The 19,507-nt window shown below is 67.2% G+C and carries 21 protein-coding genes; 12 read left to right on the top strand and 9 right to left on the bottom strand.

Going from position 1 to position 19,507, the window contains the following annotated elements; all coding sequences use genetic code 11:
* Nucleotides 1-4: 4 nt before the first annotated feature.
* The 4 genes from AC3A6M_RS07025 to AC3A6M_RS07010 all read left to right on the top strand — a co-directional run bounded on the left by AC3A6M_RS07025 (nucleotide 5) and on the right by AC3A6M_RS07010 (nucleotide 3,196).
* Entirely contained in the window at nucleotides 5-1,075 is a 1,071-nt protein-coding gene (locus tag AC3A6M_RS07025; protein WP_487852009.1) for a DUF475 domain-containing protein, read from the top strand.
* 161 nt (nucleotides 1,076-1,236) lie between these two features.
* Nucleotides 1,237-1,812 carry a TerD family protein gene (locus tag AC3A6M_RS07020; RefSeq protein WP_487852008.1) on the top strand — a complete coding sequence of 192 codons (576 nt, stop codon included), beginning with the start codon at nucleotides 1,237-1,239 and terminating at the stop codon, nucleotides 1,810-1,812.
* Between the two features lie 69 nt (nucleotides 1,813-1,881).
* Nucleotides 1,882-2,580, top strand: a complete 699-nt coding sequence (locus AC3A6M_RS07015; RefSeq protein ID WP_487852007.1) for a TIGR00266 family protein — start codon at nucleotides 1,882-1,884, stop codon at nucleotides 2,578-2,580.
* 31 nt (nucleotides 2,581-2,611) lie between these two features.
* Nucleotides 2,612-3,196 (top strand): TerD family protein, encoded by a 585-nt coding sequence (locus tag AC3A6M_RS07010; RefSeq protein WP_487852006.1) that lies wholly within the window; start codon nucleotides 2,612-2,614, stop codon nucleotides 3,194-3,196.
* 401 nt (nucleotides 3,197-3,597) lie between these two features.
* On the opposite strand, the gene AC3A6M_RS07005 is transcribed toward AC3A6M_RS07010, so the two are convergent.
* From AC3A6M_RS07005 to AC3A6M_RS06990, 4 genes are all read right to left on the bottom strand, one after another.
* Complete coding sequence (locus AC3A6M_RS07005; RefSeq protein WP_487852005.1) at nucleotides 3,598-3,759, bottom strand: hypothetical protein; 162 nt, start codon at nucleotides 3,757-3,759, stop codon at nucleotides 3,598-3,600.
* Nucleotides 3,760-3,888: 129 nt separating this feature from the next.
* On the bottom strand, nucleotides 3,889-5,046 hold the full coding sequence (locus AC3A6M_RS07000; RefSeq protein WP_487852004.1) for a GGDEF domain-containing protein: 1,158 nt from the start codon (nucleotides 5,044-5,046) through the stop codon (nucleotides 3,889-3,891).
* Nucleotides 5,047-5,153: 107 nt separating this feature from the next.
* Nucleotides 5,154-6,914 carry a gamma-glutamyltransferase gene (gene ggt / locus AC3A6M_RS06995; protein ID WP_487852003.1) on the bottom strand — a complete coding sequence of 587 codons (1,761 nt, stop codon included), beginning with the start codon at nucleotides 6,912-6,914 and terminating at the stop codon, nucleotides 5,154-5,156.
* Entirely contained in the window at nucleotides 6,911-7,309 is a 399-nt protein-coding gene (locus AC3A6M_RS06990) for a hypothetical protein (protein WP_487852002.1), read from the bottom strand. Before AC3A6M_RS06990 ends, ggt begins: the two co-directional genes overlap by 4 nt.
* Before the next feature lie 178 nt (nucleotides 7,310-7,487).
* On the opposite strand from AC3A6M_RS06990, the gene AC3A6M_RS06985 reads away from it, so the two are divergent.
* From AC3A6M_RS06985 to crtB, 5 genes are read left to right on the top strand one after another with little or no spacing between them, the layout of a single operon-like run.
* The gene (locus AC3A6M_RS06985) at nucleotides 7,488-8,486 is read left to right on the top strand and encodes a polyprenyl synthetase family protein (protein WP_487852001.1); all 999 of its coding nucleotides are present in this window, start codon (nucleotides 7,488-7,490) and stop codon (nucleotides 8,484-8,486) included.
* 14 nt (nucleotides 8,487-8,500) lie between these two features.
* The gene (locus tag AC3A6M_RS06980; protein WP_487852000.1) at nucleotides 8,501-9,805 is read left to right on the top strand and encodes a glycosyltransferase; all 1,305 of its coding nucleotides are present in this window, start codon (nucleotides 8,501-8,503) and stop codon (nucleotides 9,803-9,805) included.
* The gene (crtY, locus tag AC3A6M_RS06975) at nucleotides 9,802-10,974 is read left to right on the top strand and encodes a lycopene beta-cyclase CrtY (RefSeq protein ID WP_487851999.1); all 1,173 of its coding nucleotides are present in this window, start codon (nucleotides 9,802-9,804) and stop codon (nucleotides 10,972-10,974) included. Before AC3A6M_RS06980 ends, crtY begins: the two co-directional genes overlap by 4 nt.
* Nucleotides 10,971-12,485: a phytoene desaturase gene (locus AC3A6M_RS06970; RefSeq protein ID WP_487851998.1), complete on the top strand. Its 1,515-nt coding sequence runs from the start codon at nucleotides 10,971-10,973 to the stop codon at nucleotides 12,483-12,485. The genes crtY and AC3A6M_RS06970 overlap by 4 nt, the downstream gene beginning before the upstream one ends.
* Nucleotides 12,482-13,504: a 15-cis-phytoene synthase CrtB gene (gene crtB, locus AC3A6M_RS06965; RefSeq protein ID WP_487851997.1), complete on the top strand. Its 1,023-nt coding sequence runs from the start codon at nucleotides 12,482-12,484 to the stop codon at nucleotides 13,502-13,504. Before AC3A6M_RS06970 ends, crtB begins: the two co-directional genes overlap by 4 nt.
* Here crtB and AC3A6M_RS06960 read toward each other — a convergent pair.
* Nucleotides 13,407-13,937: a sterol desaturase family protein gene (locus AC3A6M_RS06960; RefSeq protein WP_487851996.1), complete on the bottom strand. Its 531-nt coding sequence runs from the start codon at nucleotides 13,935-13,937 to the stop codon at nucleotides 13,407-13,409. The genes crtB and AC3A6M_RS06960 overlap by 98 nt on opposite strands.
* 32 nt (nucleotides 13,938-13,969) lie before the next feature.
* Here AC3A6M_RS06960 and AC3A6M_RS06955 point away from each other — a divergent pair, with 32 nt between their 5' ends.
* Both AC3A6M_RS06955 and AC3A6M_RS06950 read left to right on the top strand, forming a co-directional pair.
* Nucleotides 13,970-14,389: a DUF2141 domain-containing protein gene (locus AC3A6M_RS06955; protein WP_487851995.1), complete on the top strand. Its 420-nt coding sequence runs from the start codon at nucleotides 13,970-13,972 to the stop codon at nucleotides 14,387-14,389.
* Nucleotides 14,390-14,471: 82 nt separating this feature from the next.
* Nucleotides 14,472-14,939 (top strand): MgtC/SapB family protein, encoded by a 468-nt coding sequence (locus tag AC3A6M_RS06950; protein ID WP_487851994.1) that lies wholly within the window; start codon nucleotides 14,472-14,474, stop codon nucleotides 14,937-14,939.
* Between the two features lie 8 nt (nucleotides 14,940-14,947).
* Here the strand turns inward: AC3A6M_RS06950 and AC3A6M_RS06945 are convergent, their stop codons facing one another.
* Nucleotides 14,948-15,490 (bottom strand): tetratricopeptide repeat protein, encoded by a 543-nt coding sequence (locus AC3A6M_RS06945; RefSeq protein ID WP_487851993.1) that lies wholly within the window; start codon nucleotides 15,488-15,490, stop codon nucleotides 14,948-14,950.
* Nucleotides 15,491-15,566: 76 nt separating this feature from the next.
* Here AC3A6M_RS06945 and AC3A6M_RS06940 point away from each other — a divergent pair, with 76 nt between their 5' ends.
* The gene (locus AC3A6M_RS06940; RefSeq protein ID WP_487851992.1) at nucleotides 15,567-16,451 is read left to right on the top strand and encodes a dienelactone hydrolase family protein; all 885 of its coding nucleotides are present in this window, start codon (nucleotides 15,567-15,569) and stop codon (nucleotides 16,449-16,451) included.
* Between the two features lie 141 nt (nucleotides 16,452-16,592).
* Here the strand turns inward: AC3A6M_RS06940 and rpoH are convergent, their stop codons facing one another.
* The 3 genes from rpoH to AC3A6M_RS06925 form a co-directional block, all read right to left on the bottom strand.
* Nucleotides 16,593-17,483, bottom strand: a complete 891-nt coding sequence (rpoH, locus tag AC3A6M_RS06935) for an RNA polymerase sigma factor RpoH (protein ID WP_435571046.1) — start codon at nucleotides 17,481-17,483, stop codon at nucleotides 16,593-16,595.
* A gap of 442 nt (nucleotides 17,484-17,925) precedes the next feature.
* Nucleotides 17,926-18,846 carry a permease-like cell division protein FtsX gene (gene ftsX, locus AC3A6M_RS06930; RefSeq protein ID WP_487851991.1) on the bottom strand — a complete coding sequence of 307 codons (921 nt, stop codon included), beginning with the start codon at nucleotides 18,844-18,846 and terminating at the stop codon, nucleotides 17,926-17,928.
* Nucleotides 18,843-19,502 carry a cell division ATP-binding protein FtsE gene (locus AC3A6M_RS06925; protein ID WP_487851990.1) on the bottom strand — a complete coding sequence of 220 codons (660 nt, stop codon included), beginning with the start codon at nucleotides 19,500-19,502 and terminating at the stop codon, nucleotides 18,843-18,845. The genes ftsX and AC3A6M_RS06925 overlap by 4 nt, the downstream gene beginning before the upstream one ends.
* Nucleotides 19,503-19,507: the final 5 nt, after the last annotated feature.

The following is a 19,507-nucleotide window of genomic DNA, read 5'->3' as shown; positions in this document are numbered from 1 at the left end:
CAAGATGAAACATTTCAGGGTGTCGTTCATCGTCACCGCACTGTGCCTGGCCGCATCGGGCTGGTGGGGATACGAGCACGCAGGCATGACGGGCGCGCTGACCGCGATCGGCGTCGCCGCCATCCTGGCCGTGATGGAAGTCTCGCTGTCCTTCGACAACGCGGTGGTCAACGCCTCGGTCCTGAAGACCTGGGACGAGTTCTGGAAGAAGCTGTTCCTGGGCGTGGGCATCATCATCGCCGTGTTCGGCATGCGGCTGCTGTTCCCGCTGGTGATCGTGGCGGTGGCGGCCGACCTGGGCATGGGCGACGTCTGGAAGATGGCGCTGGAGAACCCGAAAGAGTACTCGATGCACCTGACCAACCACCACGCCGAGGTGGCGGCCTTCGGCGGCATGTTCCTGCTGCTGGTCTTCCTGAACTTCCTGTTCGACGAAGAGAAGGAGCACCACTGGCTGGGCCACTTCGAGGAGAAGCTGGGTTCGCTCGGCAAGGTGTCCTCGATCGCCGTGATGATCGCGATCGGCGCCCTGATGGCCAGCCTGTCGCTGGTGCCGGAAGCCCAGAAGATGGTAGTGCTGGTGTCGGGCCTGTGGGGCATCCTGATCTACGTCGGCGTCGACGTGCTCAGCAACCTGCTCGAGAAGTCGGAAGAGGGCGGCGGCGAGGTCGGCGACATGGTCAAGCGCGGCGGTATCGGCGGCTTCCTGTACCTGGAAGTGCTGGATGCATCGTTCAGCTTCGACGGCGTGATCGGCGCCTTCGCGATCACCAACGACGTCGTGATCATCATGCTGGGCCTGGCGATCGGTGCGATGTTCGTGCGTTCGCTGACCGTCTACCTGGTGGACAAGGGCACGCTCGACCAGTTCGTCTACCTGGAGCACGGCGCCCACTACGCGATCGGCATCCTGGCGCTGATCATGCTGGCGAGCATGAAGTTCCACGTGCCCGAGCTGGTGACCGGCCTGGCTGGCGTGGCCTTCATCGGCGCCTCGGTGTGGAGCTCGATCCGCTACCGCAAGCGCATGGAAGCGATGGGCGTGGGCCACAAGGAATTAGTGGACGTGAAATGACGAATGTGGGGCGTGGGCACGGGTGCCCACCCTACGGATCGCGGTAGGGTGGGCTCCCCGAGCCCACGAACATGGTCCGCAAAGAACATGCGGCGAATGGCAGAACACCAGTTCGCTGCACGTGTTACCCGTGGTGTTCAACCAAAACAAGGAGAGTCAACATGGCTATCAGTCTGCAAAAAGGCGGTAACGTCAACCTGTCGAAAGAAGCACCGGGCCTGACCAGCCTGAAACTGGGCCTGGGCTGGGACGTGCGCGCCACCGATGGCGCCGCATTCGACCTGGACGGTGTCGCATTCCTGCTGAACCAGTCGGGCAAGGTGCGCTCGGATGCCGACTTCATCTTCTACAACAACGCCAAGTCGGCCGACGGCTCGGTGACCCACTCGGGCGACAACCGCACCGGCGCCGGCGAGGGCGATGACGAGACCATCAACATCGACCTGAGCAAGGTGCCGGCCGACGTCGACCGCGTGGTGCTGGCCGTGACCATCCACGAAGGCGACGTGCGCCGCCAGAACTTCGGCATGATCGGCAAGGCCTTCATCCGCTGCGTCAACGCCGCCAACGACAGCGAAGTCGCCCGCTACGACCTGTCCGAGGACGGTTCTACCGAATCGGCCATGATCTTCGGCGAGGTATATCGTAACGGCGCGGACTGGAAGTTCCGCGCAGTCGGCCAGGGCTTCAACGGCGGCCTCGGCCCCCTCGCCAAGAACTACGGCGTAAACGTCTAAGCATTATCGTTTTGCCGCCCCGCCGTCGTCCGCGGCGGGGCGCGACCAGAATAAAAGGAAGCCAAGCAAATGCCAAAGTTTACTGTTACCGGTGATGTCGATCCTTTCCTGCACGTGTCCATGCGCCACGGCGAAACCATCTACTGCGAATCCGACGCGATGGTGATGATGGAATCGACGCTCGACCTGAAGGGCAAGATGCGCGGTGGCCTGGGCAGCGCGCTGATGCGCACCTTCGCCAACGGCGAGTCCTTCTTCCAGCAGCACATCGAGGCGACCCGCGGCGACGGCGACTGCCTGCTGTCGCCGACCCTGCCGGGCGCGATGCAGGTCGTCGATTGCGGCCCCGGCAGGCAATACATCATCAGCGACGGCGCCTTCGTCGCCGCCAGTTCCGGCGTGGAGCTGAAGGTGCGTACCCAGAGCCTGGGCAACGCCCTGTTCGCGCAGAGCGGCGGCTTCTTCGTCACCGAGACCTCGGGCAGCGGCGAGGTGGTGGTGTCGGGCTTCGGTTCGATGAGCATGCTGGAAGTCGAGCCGGGCAAGGACGCGATCATCGACAACTCGCACGTGGTGGCCTGGGATTCGACCCTGCGCTACGAGATTTCGATGACGACCGGCCAGAGCAGCGGCTTCCTGGGCAACCTGATCAACAGCCAGACCAGCGGCGAGGGCATCGTCCTGCGCTTTTCCGGTCGCGGCAAGATTTACGTCTGTTCGCGCAACCGCGCCGCCTTCAAGGCCTGGATGCAGGCGCCGGCGCGCTGAGCGGACCTCACACACATAAAGGAGTAGCGACATGGCAGTCAACCTGCAAAAAGGGCAGAAGATCTCGCTCGAGAAGGAAGCCGGCGGCGCGCTGTCGCGCGTCACGATGGGCCTGGGCTGGGACGTCGCCAAGAGCAAGGGCTTCTTCGGCTTCGGCGGCGGCCAGGGCCAGCCGGTGGACCTGGACGCTTCGGTGGTCCTGTTCGACGAATCCAACCGTCCGGTCGACGTGGTCTGGTTCCGCCAGCTGAAAAGCAAGGACGGCAGCATTGTGCACACCGGCGACAACCGCACCGGCGCCGGCGATGGCGACGACGAGCAGATCATCGTCGACCTGCGCACCGTGCCGCCGCAGGTGAAGTCGCTGGTGTTCACCGTGAACAGCTTCACCGGCCAGAACTTCTCGACGGTCCAGAACGCGTTCTGCCGCATCTTCGACACCAACAACGGCAAGGAGATCGCGCGCTACGACCTGTCGGTGCAGGGCTCGCACACGGCCCAGATCATGGCCAAGCTGTACCGCCACAACGGCGAATGGAAGATGCATGCGATCGGCGAAAACGGCAGCGGCCGCACTTTCGACGACCTGATGCCGCTGATCGTGCCGCACCTGTAAGCGCATACCGTTTTTAGCAGTTCCCACGCGGACATCGTCTCCGTCCGCGTGTTCCCGGCCCGGACGGCTTGGCGTCCGGGTTCCTTTTACGGCTCCTTCGGGAGCCGTCTTTTTTTTCCGGTCATGAAACCGGTCGCGTCAAGTCAGCCATGACAAACGTACCATTCATGGAGGATAAAAGCCTGTTCATGGAAAGCCGGTTTGTCACTTAATGGAACGACGCTTGCCGCTTACAAGACGCTCGACATTTGCGAGGTTTCTCCCACCACCTGGCGCTATTCGGGTTATATCGCGGTATGGAACGACGGTGCGATTGCGACCACGGGCCTGGCGATCAGCGACAGGATCGAGTACAAAACCGGAACCGACTGGGTGCTGGGCTTGAACGTGCCGATCCCCGTCTATGCCGAGATTCCGGCCGGCACGACCCTGGAGACCGCCACCATCTTCCCGTACAGCGTCGACGGCGGGCGCTTAGCGGGAACGGTGCGCAATGTGGCGAGCGTCACGATCACGAACCACTCCGGCTCGACGGTGCCGAAGGGACCCGAGACGAAATTCACCTACACCGGCACGGTGAAACCCTGCGCCCAGACCGGCGGGGGATGCGCCTACACGCAGGGCTACTGGGGGTACTCGATCAATACAATAACGGCCAGTACGCAGGCGGCCCGCCGCACTGCGACTGACGGTCAGGCCAGCTGCATCGACCGCACGCAATCCCGTCCGCCGCGCTTGGCTTCGTACATGAGCTTGTCGGCGGTCGAGATCAGCTCGTGCAGCGTCGGGCCGGCGCCGTCCTCCGACAGCTCGGCGGAGGCGACGCCGAAACTGGCGGTCGTGGTCACCGTGCCGCGGCCGTCGGCGGCAGGGCTGGCGGTTGCCGCAAATTGCGTGCGCAGCCGCTCGGCAAACCGGATGCCGCCTTCGAGGCCGGTGTCGGGCAGGATCGCCAGGAATTCCTCGCCGCCGTAGCGGATGACGCTGTCCGTGCCGTCGCGGGTCATGCTGTCGAGCAGCCTGGCAAAGCTGCGGATCACCTCGTCGCCGTCGGCGTGGCCATAGGTGTCGTTGATGCGCTTGAAGTTGTCGATGTCGCACAGCACCACGGTCAGGCTGCGCTTGCGGGGCAGGGACAGGCCCGCTTGCGGGCGCATCAGCCGGTCGACCAGGTAGCGCCGGTTATAGCAGCCGGTCAGGTGGTCGCGCTCCGCCGCGTACTGCAGTTGCGTCTGCGCCCGGTATTCCTCGCGCGATGCGCGGTTGAAGCGCCGCGCCGCCAGGGCGCCGAAGGCGTTCGCCAGCACCAGCAGCATGCTCATCGTGACGACGTCGGCGGGCGTCATGTGCGCCAGGCGCAAGGCGAGCACCAGCAGTCCGATGGTCGATGCGAAGGCGAGCACCATCGCGTTGACGAAACTGTTTGGAATGTAGAGATAGACGACGATCAGCATGATCGCCAGCGACATCGCGTGCCAGTGGAACTCCGCCGGGCGCAGCATCGCGATGAACATGAAGCAGCCCAGCGCCGTGGCTTCCGCGACCGAGGCCGCGATCCGCATCGCGCTCACGCTCAGGCGCCTGCGGTAAGCCAGCCAGGCGCAGGCGCCCGCGGTGACGGCCACCACCATGCGCGCGCCGAGCAGCGACAGGAAATCCGTCCCGTAGCCGAGCGCGGCCAGGTCGGTGACGGCAAAGGCCACGTAGAACAGCGTACAAAAGACCAGCGTAAAGCCGAGCAGGCGCTGCGTTGCCGATTGCCGATGGCGCAGGAACGCAGCCTCGTCCGCCGGCATGGCGAACTCTCCGGTCAGCGAATCGAATTCCATCGGGGCGTCGGCCAGGTTCATGGCGACCGCCTGCTACAAGGGAAAGACATGAGTAATGCTTATGCACAAAAGGTAATCGGTATTGTGGCAGGTTAACGCACGGAAATTCTCACGCTTTCTCACGCAGCTCAGTGCCCGCGCTTCTGCACCAGCGCCGTCCCCACGCCATGGCGGTGGCCTTCGCTGACCGCCGTCACGGTGCCATCCGGATTGAACACGATCGCATTCGCCGCGCCGATCTCTTCCGGCGCCGGGCTGGTTTCCCATTTGTGGCCGAAGGTCTCCAGTCCGCGCGCCTGCTGGGTGCCGGCGAAGCCCGGCTCCACCGAGGTCTCCCTGGCGTTGCGCTGCGACAGGCGCGGCGCGTCGATCGCCTTGTCCATGCTCATGCCGAGATCGATGTGGTTGACGATGGTCTGCAGCACCGTGGTGATGATGGTCGCCCCGCCCGGGCTGCCGATGGTGAAGGCCGGTTTGCCGTCCTTCATGACGATGGTCGGCGCCATGCTGCTGCGCGGACGCTTGCCGGCTTCCGGGATGTTCGGCGCCGGGCCGGTGAAGTCGAAGTCCGTCATCTCGTTATTCAGCAGGAAGCCGTAGCCCGGCACCACGATGCCGCTGCCGCCCCAGGATTCGATGGTGAAGGTGTAGGACACCACGTTGCCCTCCTTGTCCGACACGGTCAGGTGGGTGGTGTGGGTGCCTTCCTGCTGGATCAGGTTCTGGCGCGGGCGCAGCGGGAAGCTCTGGTCGTTCTCGTACAGGAAGGCGTCGCCGGCGGGAACCACGGCCGCCGCCTTGTCCGGGCGGATCAGCGAACGGCGCTGGGCCGCGAACTGCTTGGACAGCATGCCGTCGACCGGCGCGTCGACGTATTCCGGGTCGCCGAGGTAGGCGTTGCGGTCGGCGAAGGCGAGGCGGCTGGCTTCCAGGTACAGGTGCTCGACGTTCGGACGCGGCATGCTCTTCAGGTCGTAGCCCTCGAGGATGTTCAGGGCCTCGGCCACCGCGATGCCGCCGCTGCTGGGCAGCGGCATGCCGTAGATGTCGTAGCCGCGGTAGGTCGAACGCACCGGCTGGCGGATACGCGCTTCGTAGTTGGCCAGGTCGGCCAGGCTCATCGTGCCGGGCCGCACGTCCGCGCCCCTGGCCAGCGGCGGGCGGTTCACGGCGCCGACGATCGCCTGCGCCATCGGTCCTTCGTAAAAGGCTTTGTAGCCGCGCGCCGCGATCTCGCGGTAGGCCTTGGCCATGTCCGGATTCTTCAGCGTCGTGCCGGCCGGGACCGCCTTGCCGTTCCTCAGGTAGAGCCGGCTGGTGCTCGTAAACAGCTGAAATTTCCTTTCATTTTCAGCCGTTAACTTATGAAAAGTTTCACTCACGGGAAAGCCCCTGGTCGCCACCTCGATCGCCGGCGCCAGCACCTGCCTGAACGACATGGTGCCGTAGCGCTGCAGGGCTTCGTGCCAGCCGCGCACCGTGCCCGGCACGCCGACCGAGGCGCCGCTGGCGACCGCGGTCTCGAAGTCGACCGGCTTGCCGTTTTCCTGGAACACGGTCGGGCTGAACGACGAGGGCGCCGTTTCGCGGTGGTCGATCGTGATCACGCGCTTGTCCTTGGCCAGGTAGATGACCATGAAGCCGCCGCCGCCGATGCCGCAGCTGAACGGGTCGGTCACGCCCAGCGTGGCGGCGGCCGCGACCGCGGCATCGATCGCATTGCCGCCCTTGTCGAGGATCGCGATGGCGGAGGCGGACGCCTTTTCGCTGATGGTGGCGACCGCCCCTCCGGTGCCGGTGGCGACGGGCGTCTTCGCGAGCGCCAGCGGCGGCGCGAGGACGATGGACAGGATCAGGGCGCTGGCGAGCGCTTTCGCGGAAGTGGTCATGGGCGGGTAGAGGATGAGGTGATCTTGAGCGTGACCGGAATGACGTAAGCCGGGCGGTTCGTACTGCTGCCGCGCGCGGGCGGAATGCCGCCGGGGTCGAGCGCCACGCGCGCGCCGTGCAGCGACCGGGGCGCGGCGGCCAGCTGGTCCGGGCCGAGCGAGAATTCTTCGCGGCCGTCCGGCCCGTCCAGCACGAACTGGAAACTCAACCGTCCGGCCCAGACGCAGCGCGCATTGGCCGGGCAGCGGCTGTCGCTGAAGCTGTCGTAAGTGAGGGTGGTGTTGCCGGACAGGGCCACGTGCTGGCCCGGCTGCAGCGGATAGGTACCGTCCTTGATCGGCGCGCCGGCGCAGGCGGACAGGGACAGCAGGGCAACCAGGGCGAACAACTTCATTGCATCTTTCCGGTTATTTGCGGAAAGCCAATCATAGCAAAGTTGCCAGGCAGAGCAGGATGCCCCTGTGTTGCGCAATTGTGTCGTGCGGGCGCGCACGTTTGGACATAGTTAATTATTTTTTAACATCTTTTCCGGTATCATGAGCCTCAATTTCATCAAATCTGGCGAGATGCGCATGAGCACACAGGCACGGCGGTTCGACGGAACCGGGATGAACGAACTGGACGATGCCGCGCCCCGCGAGCTCGAACTGTTGCGCCGGCAGCTCGAAGAACGCATCGGCCACTTCCTGGCGGAGAGTCCGGACCAGGCCGACCTCCTGACGCGTGCCATGCGCGCTGGCGCGCTCGGTGCCGGCAAGCGCATGCGCCCGCTGCTGCTGATGCTGGTAGCGCGCGACCTCGGCTGCGATTCGCCGGCCCTGCTCGACGTCGCCTGCGCGGTCGAGATGGTGCATGCGGCTTCGCTGATTCTGGACGACATGCCGTGCATGGACAACGCCATGCTCCGCCGCGGCAAGCCCACCATCCACGTGCAGTTCGGCGAAGACGTCGCGATCCTGGCCGCCATCGGCCTGCTCAGCCGCGCCTTCGGCATCCTTGCTTCCGCCCGTGAAATCCCGCCCGCGATCCGCGCCCGCCTGGTGGCGAGGCTGTCGGAAACGATCGGCGACCAGGGCCTGGTCAAGGGCCAGTTCCTCGACCTGCGCGGCGGCGGGCAGACCGAGCACGAGATCGCCGTGACGAACGAGCTGAAGACCGGCGTGCTGCTGGGCGTGGCGGTCGACATGGCCGCCATCATCGCCGAAACCGACGATTGCGTGGCCGCGTCGCTGCGCGCCTTCGCGCTGGCGGCGGGCCACGCCTTCCAGATCCGCGACGACTTCCAGGACGGCCCCGGCAACGACAGCGCCGTCACCGGCAAGGACACCGGCCAGGATCTCGGCAAGGCCACCCTGGTCAACACGGTGGGCGACGAGGAAGCGCGCCGGCAGCTGAACCGCCACCTCGACGCCGCCGAGCGCCACCTGAACGCGGCCCTGGGCAGAGCGGGATATACCCGGCGCTTCGTCGCCGGCCTGTTCGCGCGCACCCATCCGGGCCTGGCGTTCGCGCCCGCGCCCGGCGCGCACCGGCAGGGCGCCGGCGCGCGGGTGAGCCTGGCGCGCCACTGACAGCGGAGAGGCGCATGGCCCACTTCGGCGTGGTTGCACCGGCGTTCTACAGCCACTTCAGCGCCTTGTCGGCGCTGGCGCTGGAACTCATCGCGCGCGGGCACCGCGTGACCTTCCTGCAGCGCCCGGACGGCGCCGCTTACCTGAAGGATGCGCGGATCGGCTTCCACGCGCTCGGGCACGGCACCCATCCGCCCGGCTCGCTGGCCGGCTCGCTGCGGCGCGCGGCCAGTCCCGGCCTGTTCGGCCTGCGCCAGGTGATCCTCGACATGGCGCGCGGCACCGACATGCTGTGCCGCGAACTGCCCGCCGCCATCGAAGCGCTGCGCATCGACGCCATCCTCGCCGACCAGATGGAGGCCGCCGGCGGCCTGGTCGCCGAGGCGCTGGGCATGCCCTTCGTATCGGTCGCCTGCGCGATGCCGGTGAACCGCGAGCCCGGCATTCCGCTGGCCGTGATGCCGTTCGCGTACGAGGACAGCGAACGGGCGCATCGGATCGTGGAGGGCAGCACCCGCGTCTACGACTGGATGATGGGACCGCACCGCGCCGCGATCGCGGCCCAGGCGCGCCGCCTCGGTCTGGCCGCGCGCGACGGCCTGCACGAGTGCCTGTCGCCGCTGGCCCAGATCGGCCAGACCACCGAAGCCTTCGAGTTCCCGCGCCGCGCGCTGCCGCCGCACTTCCACCATGTGGGGCCGCTGCGCGCCGCCGGGGACACCGGCGCGGCGGCGCCCGCGCCCATGCCCGAGCCGGATCCCGGGCGGCGCTTCGTGTTCGCCTCGCTCGGCACCCTGCAGGGCCACCGCTTCGGCATCTTCAGGCGCATCGCCAGGGCCTGCCGCCGGCTCGACGCCCAGCTGCTGGTCGCCCATTGCGGCGGCCTCGATGCGGCCCAGGAACAGGCCCTGGAGCGCGCCGGCGCCACTTGGGTGTGCGCCTTCGCGCCGCAACGGCAAGCGCTGGCGCGCGCCGACGCGGTGGTCTCGCATGCCGGCATCAACACGGTAATGGACGCGATCGAGGCGCGCACGCCGATCCTGGCGCTGCCGGTCGCCTTCGACCAGCCGGGCACCGCCGCGCGCGTCCTGCATGCCGGCATCGGCCTGTACGCATCGAAGCACCTGGCCGGCCCCGCCACCATCGAGCGCCAGCTGCGGCGCCTGTGCGAGGAGCCGCAATTCCGCGCCAGGCTCGATGTGCAGGCGGCGAGCCTGGCCAGGGCCGGCGGCACGCCGCGCGCGGCCGACATCGTCGAGGCGGCCCTGCGCCTGCGCCGCAGCGAAGACAGGCCGGCGCAGGCGGACATCCCGGCATGAGCGCGGCCTGGGACCTGATCCTGGCCGGCGGCGGCCTGGCGAACGGCCTGATCGCCTGGCGCCTGCGGATGACGCGTCCCGGCCTGCGCATCCTCGTGCTCGAACAGGATGCGCGCCTGGGCGGCAACCACACCTGGTCCTTCCACGACGGCGACCTGGATCCCGCCCAGCACGCGTGGATCGCGCCGCTGGTATCGCACCGCTGGCCGCGCTACGAGGTCGTGTTCCCGGAACATGCGCGCACGCTGGAAGGCGGCTACGCCAGCATCGCGTCGGATGACTTCGCGCGCGTGATCGAACCCGCGCTCGGCCCGGCGCTGCGCCTGCGGGCGCGCATCGCCAGGCTGGCGCCGACCCGGGTCGAGCTGGCGGACGGCGAGGTGCTGGAGGCGCGCGCCGTGATCGACGGCCGCGGCCTGCGCGCCAGTCCGCGCCTGGCGCTGGGCTGCCAGACCTTTCTCGGCCAGGAAGTGCGGCTCGCCGGGCCGCATGGATTACAACACCCCATCATCATGGATGCGGGCGTCGAGCAGCAGGGCGGCTACCGCTTCGTCTACGTGCTGCCGTTCGACGAGCGCCGCCTGCTGATCGAAGACACCCATTACGTCGACAGCGACGCCTGGGACCCCGGACGCCTGCGCGCCAACATCGCCGCGTATGCGCGGGCGCGCCGCTGGCGCATTCTCGAGGTGCAGCGCGAGGAGGAGGGCAGGCTGCCGATCGTGCTGGCGGGCGACTTCGACGCCTACTGGGACGACCTGGCCGGCCAGCCCAGCGCCGGCCTGCGCGCCGGGCTATTCCACTCGACCACCGGCTACTCGCTGCCGCACGCGGTGCGAACGGCCGAGCGCATCGCCGCCCTGGACGCGCTGGACGCGCCCGCATTGTTTGCCGCGATCCGCGCCGAGGCCGCGCTGGAATGGCGGCGCCAGCGCTTCTTCCGGCTGCTGAACCGCATGCTGTTCCTGGCCGGCAGCCCGGACCGCCGCTGGCGCGTGATGCAGCGCTTCTACCGCCTGCCGGCCTCGCTGATCACGCATTTCTACGCCGGCCGCCTGAATCTGCATGACAAGGCGCGCCTGTTGAGCGGCAAGCCACCGGTGCCGGTCGGCCAGGCCTTCGCCGCCGCCTGCAAGATCCACCCTCACCAGATCGGAAAAGCAGAATGAACGCACGGAACATCGAACCGCGCCGCGCGGTCGTCATCGGCGCCGGCTTCGGCGGGCTGGCCCTGGCGATCCGCCTGCAGGCCAGGGGCATCCAGACCACGCTGCTGGAAGGACGCGACAAGCCGGGCGGCCGCGCCTACGTGTACGAGGACCAGGGCTTCGTGTTCGACGCCGGCCCCACCGTCATCACCGATCCCTCGTGCATCGAAGAGCTGTTCGCGGCCGCCGGCAAACGCATGGCCGATTACGTCGAGATGCTGCCGGTGGCGCCGTTCTACCGCCTGTGCTGGGAAGACGGCAGCCATTTCGACTACGCCAACGACCAGGAAGCGCTGGACCGCCAGATCCATGCGCGCAACCCGGCCGACGTCGCCGGCTACCGGCGCTTCCTGGCGTATTCAAAGGCCGTGTTCGCGGAAGGCTACCTGAAGCTGGGCGCCGTGCCTTTCCTGTCCTTCCGCGACATGATCGCCGCCGGCCCGCAGCTGGCGCGCCTGCAGGCCTGGCGCAGCGTGTACGGCATCGTCGCGCGCTTCATCCAGGACGAGCAGCTGCGCCAGGCCTTCTCCTTCCACTCGCTGCTGGTGGGCGGGAATCCCTTCGCCACGTCCTCGATCTACACCCTGATCCACGCGCTGGAACGCGAATGGGGCGTGTGGTTCCCGCGCGGCGGCACCGGCGCCCTGGTGCGCGCGCTGGTGCGCCTGTTCGAGGACATCGGCGGGCGCATCGAGCTGAACGCGCCAGTCGCCCGCATCGACGCGAGCGAGGCCCGCGTGACCGGCGTGCAGCTGGAGGACGGGCGCGTGTTCGCGGCCGATGCGGTGGCCTCGAATGCCGACGTGGTCCACACCTATGCCAAGCTGCTGGGCCAGCATCCGCGCGGCGTGGCGCAGGGCGAGGCGCTGGCGAAGAAGCGCTTCAGCAATTCGCTGTTCGTGCTGTATTTCGGCCTCGACCGCCACCACAGCCAGCTGCGCCACCATACGGTCTGCTTCGGCCCGCGCTACCGCGAACTGATCCGGGACATCTTCAAGGGCGAAACCCTGGCCGAGGACTTCTCGCTCTACCTGCACGCACCCTGCGTGACCGACCCCTCGCTGGCGCCGCCGGGCTGCGGCAGCCACTACGTGCTGGCGCCGGTGCCGCACCTGGCCAATGCGCCGATCGACTGGGAAACCGAAGGGCCGAAGTACCGCGACCGCATCTTCGACTACCTGGAACGGCGCTACATGCCGGGCCTGCGCAGCCAGCTCGTCACCAGCCGCATCTTCACGCCGCTGGACTTCCGCGACCAGCTGAATGCCCACGTGGGATCGGCGTTCTCGCTCGAACCGCTGCTGACCCAGAGCGCCTGGTTCCGCCCGCACAACCGCGACGCGACGCTTGCCAACCTGTACCTGGTCGGCGCCGGCACCCATCCCGGCGCCGGCGTGCCCGGCGTGATCGGCTCGGCCAAGGCCACCGCCGGGCTGATGCTGAAAGCGATGCAGGAAGGAGTCCGCGCATGAGCGAGGCCATGAACGGAGGCCTGCTCGGCCATGCCACGCACACCATCGCAGTGGGATCGAAGAGTTTCGCCGCGGCCGCGAAACTGTTCGACCCGGCCACCCGGCGCGGCGTGCTGATGCTGTATGCGTGGTGCCGCCATTGCGACGACGTGGTCGACGGCCAGGAACTCGGCTTCCATGCGGTGCCGCGCGCGCAGGACGACGCCGCGGCCAAGCTGGAAGGCTTGCGCGAACAGACCCGCCGCGCCTATGCCGGCGAGACCATGACCGACCCGGCCTTCGCCGCCTTCCAGGAAGTCGCGCTGCGCCATGCCGGGGTGCCGCGCATCGCGCCGCGCTTCGCCTTCGACCACCTGGCCGGCTTCGCGATGGACGTGGAAGGCGCGCGCTACGACAGCATCGAGGACACGCTGCGCTACTGCTACCACGTGGCCGGCGTGGTCGGGCTGATGATGGCCTCGATCATGGGCGCGCGCGACCCGGGCGTCCCGCAGGCGCACCTGCTCGACCGCGCCTGCGACCTCGGCCTGGCCTTCCAGCTCACCAATATCGCGCGCGACATCGTCGAGGATGCGCAGATCGGCCGCTGCTACCTGCCGGCGCAGTGGCTGCGCGAGGCCGGCATCCCGCCGGATGAAGTCGCGCTGCCGCGCCACCGCGCGGCGCTGGCGAAGGTGGCGGCGCGCCTGGTCGACTACGCCGAACCGTATTACGGCTCGGCCCTGGAGGGCATCGCCGGCCTGCCGCTGCGTTCGGCCTGGGCGATCGCCAGCGCGCGCAAGGTGTACCGGGAGATCGGGGTCGTGGTCAAGCGCCGCGGCATGCACGCCTGGGACGAGCGCGCCGGCACTTCGAAGGCGACCAAGCTGCGCCTGCTGGCGGAAGCGGGCGTGCAGGCGCTGGCTTCGCGCCTGCGGCGGCTCAATCCGGTGACGCGGCCGCGTCCGGCCGGCCTGTGGCAGCGTCCCGGCGCGGCCGGCGAAGCGGTCCCCGGTGCAGCGCATGCAGGCGCCGTTTGAGGGCCTCGACCGGCGGCGCGTACAGGAAGCCGAAGGACACCGCGCCGTCCTTGCCCGATACCGCATGGTGCATGCGGTGGGCCTGGTACAGGCGCTTCAGGTAGCCGCGCCGCGGCACGTAGCTGAACGGCCAGCGGCGGTGCACCAGGCCGTCGTGGGCGACGAAGTAGAGCAGGCCGTAGGCCGTCATGCCGGCGCCGATCCATTCCAGCGGATGGTGGCCGCGCGTGGCGCCCGCGTAGATCAGGGCGATCGCCACGCCCGCGAACACGAGCGCGTACAGGTCGTTCTTCTCGAACCAGCCGCTGCGCGGTTCGTGGTGCGAGCGGTGCCATCCCCAGCCGAAGCCGTGCATCACGTACTTGTGCGCGACGATGGAAAACACTTCCATGAGGACCACGGTCGCGATTAGGATGAGGGCGTTGGAAAGCATGAAACGAGCCTACCATAATCGAAAGGAGACGCATGTCCCGCTTCAACCAGTTCCTGCAGGGCCTCCTGCTGCTGTCGGCCGCCGCCGGCGCCGGCGCCGCCACCGTCGAAGTCCACGTCTCGGCCGTCGCCGCCGGCAAGGGCCAGCTCAGGGTCGCCGTCTGCGACAGGGAGCGCTTCCTGAAGCAGTGCGCCTACACCGCGTCGGCGCCGGCCCGCGACGGCGAGAACGTGATCGCGGTGCCGGGCGTGCCGAAGGGAAGCTGGGCCGTGCTGGTCTACCAGGACGCAAACGAGAACGGTGAACTGGACCGCAACCTGCTCGGCATTCCCAGGGAGAGCTACGGCTTCAGCCGCGACGCCGCCAGCCGGTTCGGGCCGCCGGGCTTCGACGATGCCGCGATCCAGGTCGGCGACGAGGCGACGGTGGCGGCCAAGGTCAGGCTGCACTGAGCCGGCTGCACCGAGCAAGCCGGCGTGCGTCGCCGATCCGGCCCGGCTGGCATCATGCACGGCAATGCGCATGGAGGACGGTATGTGGTGGGAACAAAGCTGGCTGACGATACGGGAGGAATTTTCGGACCTGGGCAATGCCGACGACATCACGCGCGTGGTCGTGCGCCTGATCGTCGCGATGCTGCTCGGCGGCCTGCTGGGCTATGAACGCGAGTCGGTCGGCGCGTCGGCGGGGCAGCGCACCCACATGCTGGTGGCGCTCGGCTCGGCGCTGTTCATCCTGATCCCGCTACAGGCGGGGATGAAGATCGAGGACCTGTCGCGCGTGCTGCAGGGCGTGACGGCGGGGATCGGCTTCCTCGGCGCCGGCGCCATCCTCAAGCTGCGCGAACGGAACGATATCAAGGGCCTGACCACGGCGGCCAGCGTGTGGCTGACGGCCGCCATCGGGGTCGCGGCCGGCATGGGACGGGAGACGACGGCGGTGGTGAGCGCCGTGTTCGCGTTCGTGATCCTGTCGCTGCTGCGGCGCCGGGACAAGGACTGAGCGTCACTTCAATCCTTGGTGCGGCCGGCCGAAAAACTGTCGATATAGCGCTGGGCCAGCTCATCGGCCTGTTTGCGCCGCGCCTCCGGGATCCTGGCCAGCGTGCGCGCGATGGATGCCGTCAGGTCTTTCGCCATGCCGGCCTCGCCGTCGTCGACCGGCGGAATGGTAGGGAAGGACGCGTCCGAGCAGCGGAACCAGACATAGGCGGCGACGTCGTCGCGCGCGACGCCTTTACCCGACTCGTACGCATACCCCAGGTGCCATTGCGATTCCCGCTGGCCCTTCATGGAAGCCTGCTGCCAGAGCGATACCGCGCGGGCCGGATCCTGCTCGCCGCCAAGGCCGTTGTAGAGCAGGTAGCCGAGGTTGTTGTGCGCATCGATATCCCCCTGTTCGACGGCCTTCTGCCAGTGCCGGCGCGCCGCCGCGTAATCCTTGGTGCGGTAGGCATCCACCCCGCGGTTGTAGTCGCTCGCCGGTTGGGGCTGCGCGGCAGCCTGCAGGCAGGCGCCCAGCAGCAGGGCGGCGATGGCGGCGTTTTTCAGCATCGGAGTTCCTTTCGTCGACGGCGCAACGGGGCCGTTCCGGGTGTACGATATCTGGAATATGACAAGGGAGACAAGCATGAAGCGTTTGACCGCCGCAGATTTCGATCCGGAAGTGCTGAAACTGTTCGATGGTTATGTGCATGGGCGCCTGTCGCGCCGCGATTTCCTCTTGCGGGCAGGGCGCTACGCGGCGGGCGGCGTCACCGCGGCCACCCTGCTGGCGCAACTGTCGCCATCGTTCGCGGCGCCGCTGGTGGGTCCCGCCGATGCGCGCCTCAAGACGAGCTACCAGGAGTTCCCCTCGCCGCAGGGCTACGGCACGGTGCGCGGCTACCTGGCCATGCCGTCCAACGCCAAGGGCAAGCTGCCGGCGATCCTGGTCGTGCACGAGAACCGCGGCCTGAATCCGCATATCGAAGACATCGCGCGCCGCCTCGCGCTGGAGGGCTTCATCGCCTACGCGCCGGACGCGCTATATCCGCTGGGCGGCTATCCCGGCGATGAGGACAAGGCGCGTGCGCTGTTTGCGAAGCTGGAGCAAGGCAAGACCCGCGCCGACTTCATCGCCGCGGCCCATGGCCTCGCCGCGCTGCCCCAGGGAACGGGAAAGATCGGCGTGGTCGGCTTCTGCTGGGGTGGCGGCATCGCCAACTACCTGGCCACGCAACTGCCGGAACTGGCGGCGGCCGTGCCTTTCTATGGTTCGCAGCCGGCGCCAGGCGAGGTCGCCCGCATCCGCGCGCCACTGCTGATCCACGATGCCGGCAAGGACGAGCGCATCCTGGCAGGCTGGCCCGCCTACGAAGCCGCGCTGCAGGCCAACAAGGTGAACTACCAGCACTTCGTCTACGCCGGCGCCGAGCACGGCTTCAACAACGACACCACGCCGCGCTACGACGAGGCAGCCGCCAGGCTGGCCTGGAGCCGGACGGTCGCCTTCTTCAAGGAAAAGCTGACCTAACGTCAACTTCGCTCAAACCGGGGTCAGACTCCGAATTTTGGCAATATCTTCTGCGCTATTTCCAAAATCGGGAGTCTGACCCCGGTTTGGGGCAAAACAAAAGGCACCCGAAGGTGCCTTTGCTTTTCAAGCGGAGATCGCTTAGACGTAGGCCGCCAGCGCGGTCTTCATCTTTTTCAGCGCCGCCGTTTCGATCTGGCGGATGCGCTCGGCCGACACGCCGAATTCCTCGGCCAGCGTGTGCAGGGTCGCGCCCGAGCCGTCGTCGTTGGCCAGCCAGCGTGCTTCCACGATGCGGCGCGAACGCGGGTCCAGCTTGCCCAGGGCCGTTTCCAGGCCTTCCGACTGCAGGCGCACCGTGTCGTTCGCTTCCAGCACCTTGGTCGGTTCCTGCTGGTCCGAGGACAGGTAGGCGATCGGCGAGAACTTGTCGTCTTCGTCGTCGGTCGGCGCTTCCAGCGCGATGTCGCGGCCCGACAGGCGGGTTTCCATCTCGATCACTTCTTCGCGCTTCACGTCGAGCATCTTGGCCAGGTCGTCGACCTGTTGCGGCGACATCGCGTCCAGGCCGGTCTTGTTGCTGCGCAGGTTGAAGAACAGCTTGCGCTGGGCCTTGGTCGTCGCGACCTTTACCAGGCGCCAGTTCTTCAGGATGTATTCGTGCATCTCGGCCTTGATCCAGTGCATGGCATAGGACACCAGGCGCACGCCCTGGTTCGGGTCGAAACGCTTGACTGCCTTCATCAGGCCGATATTGCCTTCCTGGATCAGGTCGGCGTGCGGCAGGCCATAGCCGAGGTAGCCGCGCGCGATCGACACCACCAGGCGCAGGTGCGACATCACCAGTTTCTGTGCGGCATCCAGGTCATTGTTGTCCCGCAGCCGCTTTGCCAGCGATACCTCTTCCTCGTGGGACAGCATCGGCAGACGGTTGACGGCCGAGATATAGGCGTCGATATTGCCGAGATTGCCGGTGAAACCCAGTCCCAGAGCACGGCTGCCAACAGGAACCAATGCGGATTGTGCGGACATAGTCATTTTCCCTCGTAGAATAATCTGTGCTGCATCGTCAATGTGACCGAAAAAAAGCCCCGAAGGCGCAATTTTTACGGCTTGTTACGGGATGCGGAACGTGTGCTTCAAGGAGCCACTTACGTCATAGTCAAACGTAATATTAGCACTCTCTTGAGGTGAGTGCTAGCCGCCACCATATCCCTGACGACGCCCTTAAGTCCTGCCAAAGTATTGCTCTAAGGAATCGAATTTCCGGCTTGATTCAACTGTAGAGCAGGTACAAGCGGTACAGTTGATAGGGGTCAAACGTGACGCTGGTACTAATTGAATTAGGTAGAAGACAGGTTATGCCTCGTATGCTGCGAGGTCTGTGAGGTGGCGCACCTACTCTTGTAGGCGTAAACCCCGCCGCCGGCTCCGATTTCTCTGGCCAGCGGCGGACGGGTTAACGAAAGATCAATCAGTTGAGGCGCGCCAGGTGCCGCTGCACCGACAGCATCGCCCCCACCAGCCCGAGCCCGGCGCTGATGGCCAGCAGGCCGGCGAGGCCCAGCGGCGGCAACGCCGACAGCTGGAATTCCGACGCATACAGGCGCGCGAACTCGGCAATGGCCGCATTCAGCGGATGCAATGCCAGCGAAACCGCCCCCAGCGCCACCGCGCCGGCGCACAGGCCGAGCAGGGCACCGGTGTAGTAGAACGGGCGGTGGATGAAGTTGTCGGTCGCGCCCAGCAGCTTGGAGACGGCGATCTCGTCGCGCTGGGTCAGCACCTGCAGGCGGATAGTGTTGAACACCACCGCGATCACGACCACGCCGAGCGTGATCGCCAGCAGCAGCAGCACCAGGCGCAGTACGCCCAGCAGGGCCGCCAGGCGCTTCACCCAGGCCGAATCGACCTGCACCGAATCCACGCCCGGCAAGGCGCGCATCTGCTCGGCGATGCCGTCCACGCGGGCGGCGTCGGCGCGGCTGGTAAAGCCTTCCAGCTTCATCACATAGCTGTCGGGCAGGGGATTGTCGCCCAGGGTCTCGATGACGTCGCCCAGGCCGCTTTTGGTCTTCAGGCTGTCGAGCGCCTGCTCGCGCGGCACGAAGCTGACCTTGGCTCGGCTGGAAGCGAGGATCTGGCGCAGCTGCGGCGCCAGCGCCTGCGCCTGCTCGCGCGGGGCATCCGTCTTCATGAACAGGCTGATCTCGGGATCGACCGAGAGCTGTTCCGACATCGGGCGCACGTTGTCGAGCAGGGTCACGCCGGCGAAGGGCAGGGCCAGCGCCACCGCCACGACCAGCACGTTGAACAGGAAGCTGCCCGGCGCCTTGCGCACCTGCGCGAAGGCGGCGCCGAGGGCGAAGCGGTGTTGGCGGAACCAGATGTTCATACGGCGCCCTCCACCAGCTGGCCGTGCTCGAGGCGGATCACGCGCGCGCCCGAGTCCAGGATCTGCTCGTCGTGGGTCGAGATCATGCAGGTCACGCCGACGGAATTGAAGGCGCGCAGGGCGTCGATCACGCGGTCGGCCGCGGCGCGGTCGAGGTTCGCGGTGGGCTCGTCGGCCAGGATGATCTGCGGACGGTTGACGATCGCGCGCGCGATCGCCGCGCGCTGCTGCTCGCCGCCGGACAGTTCCAGCGGCAGCGCGCTGGCGCGGTCCAGCAGCCCGACCTTGTCGAGCGCGGCCCTGGCGCGCTGCTCGGCCTGGCCCTTGGCGGCGCCGGTGACGATCAGCGGCAGCATCACGTTGGCCAGGATCGAGCGGTCGTTCAGCAGGCGCTGCTGCTGGAAAATCACGCCCAGGTTACGGCGCAGGAAAGGCACGCCGGCCCGCTTGATCCTGCCGATGTCGTGGCCGTTGACGACCACCCGGCCGCTGGTCGGACGCTCGACCGCGGCGATCATCTTCAGCAGGGTCGACTTGCCGGCGCCGGACGGGCCGGCCAGGTAGACCAGCTCGCCCTTGGCGATGTTGAACGACACGTCATTCAAGGCAAGCGCGTCGGCGGAATATTTTTTCGAGACGGACTGGAATTCGATCATCTGGC

The sequence above is a fragment of the Telluria sp. Soil_C_11 genome (assembly GCF_057657395.1).
This window is presented reverse-complemented; position numbering and strand designations above follow the sequence as displayed.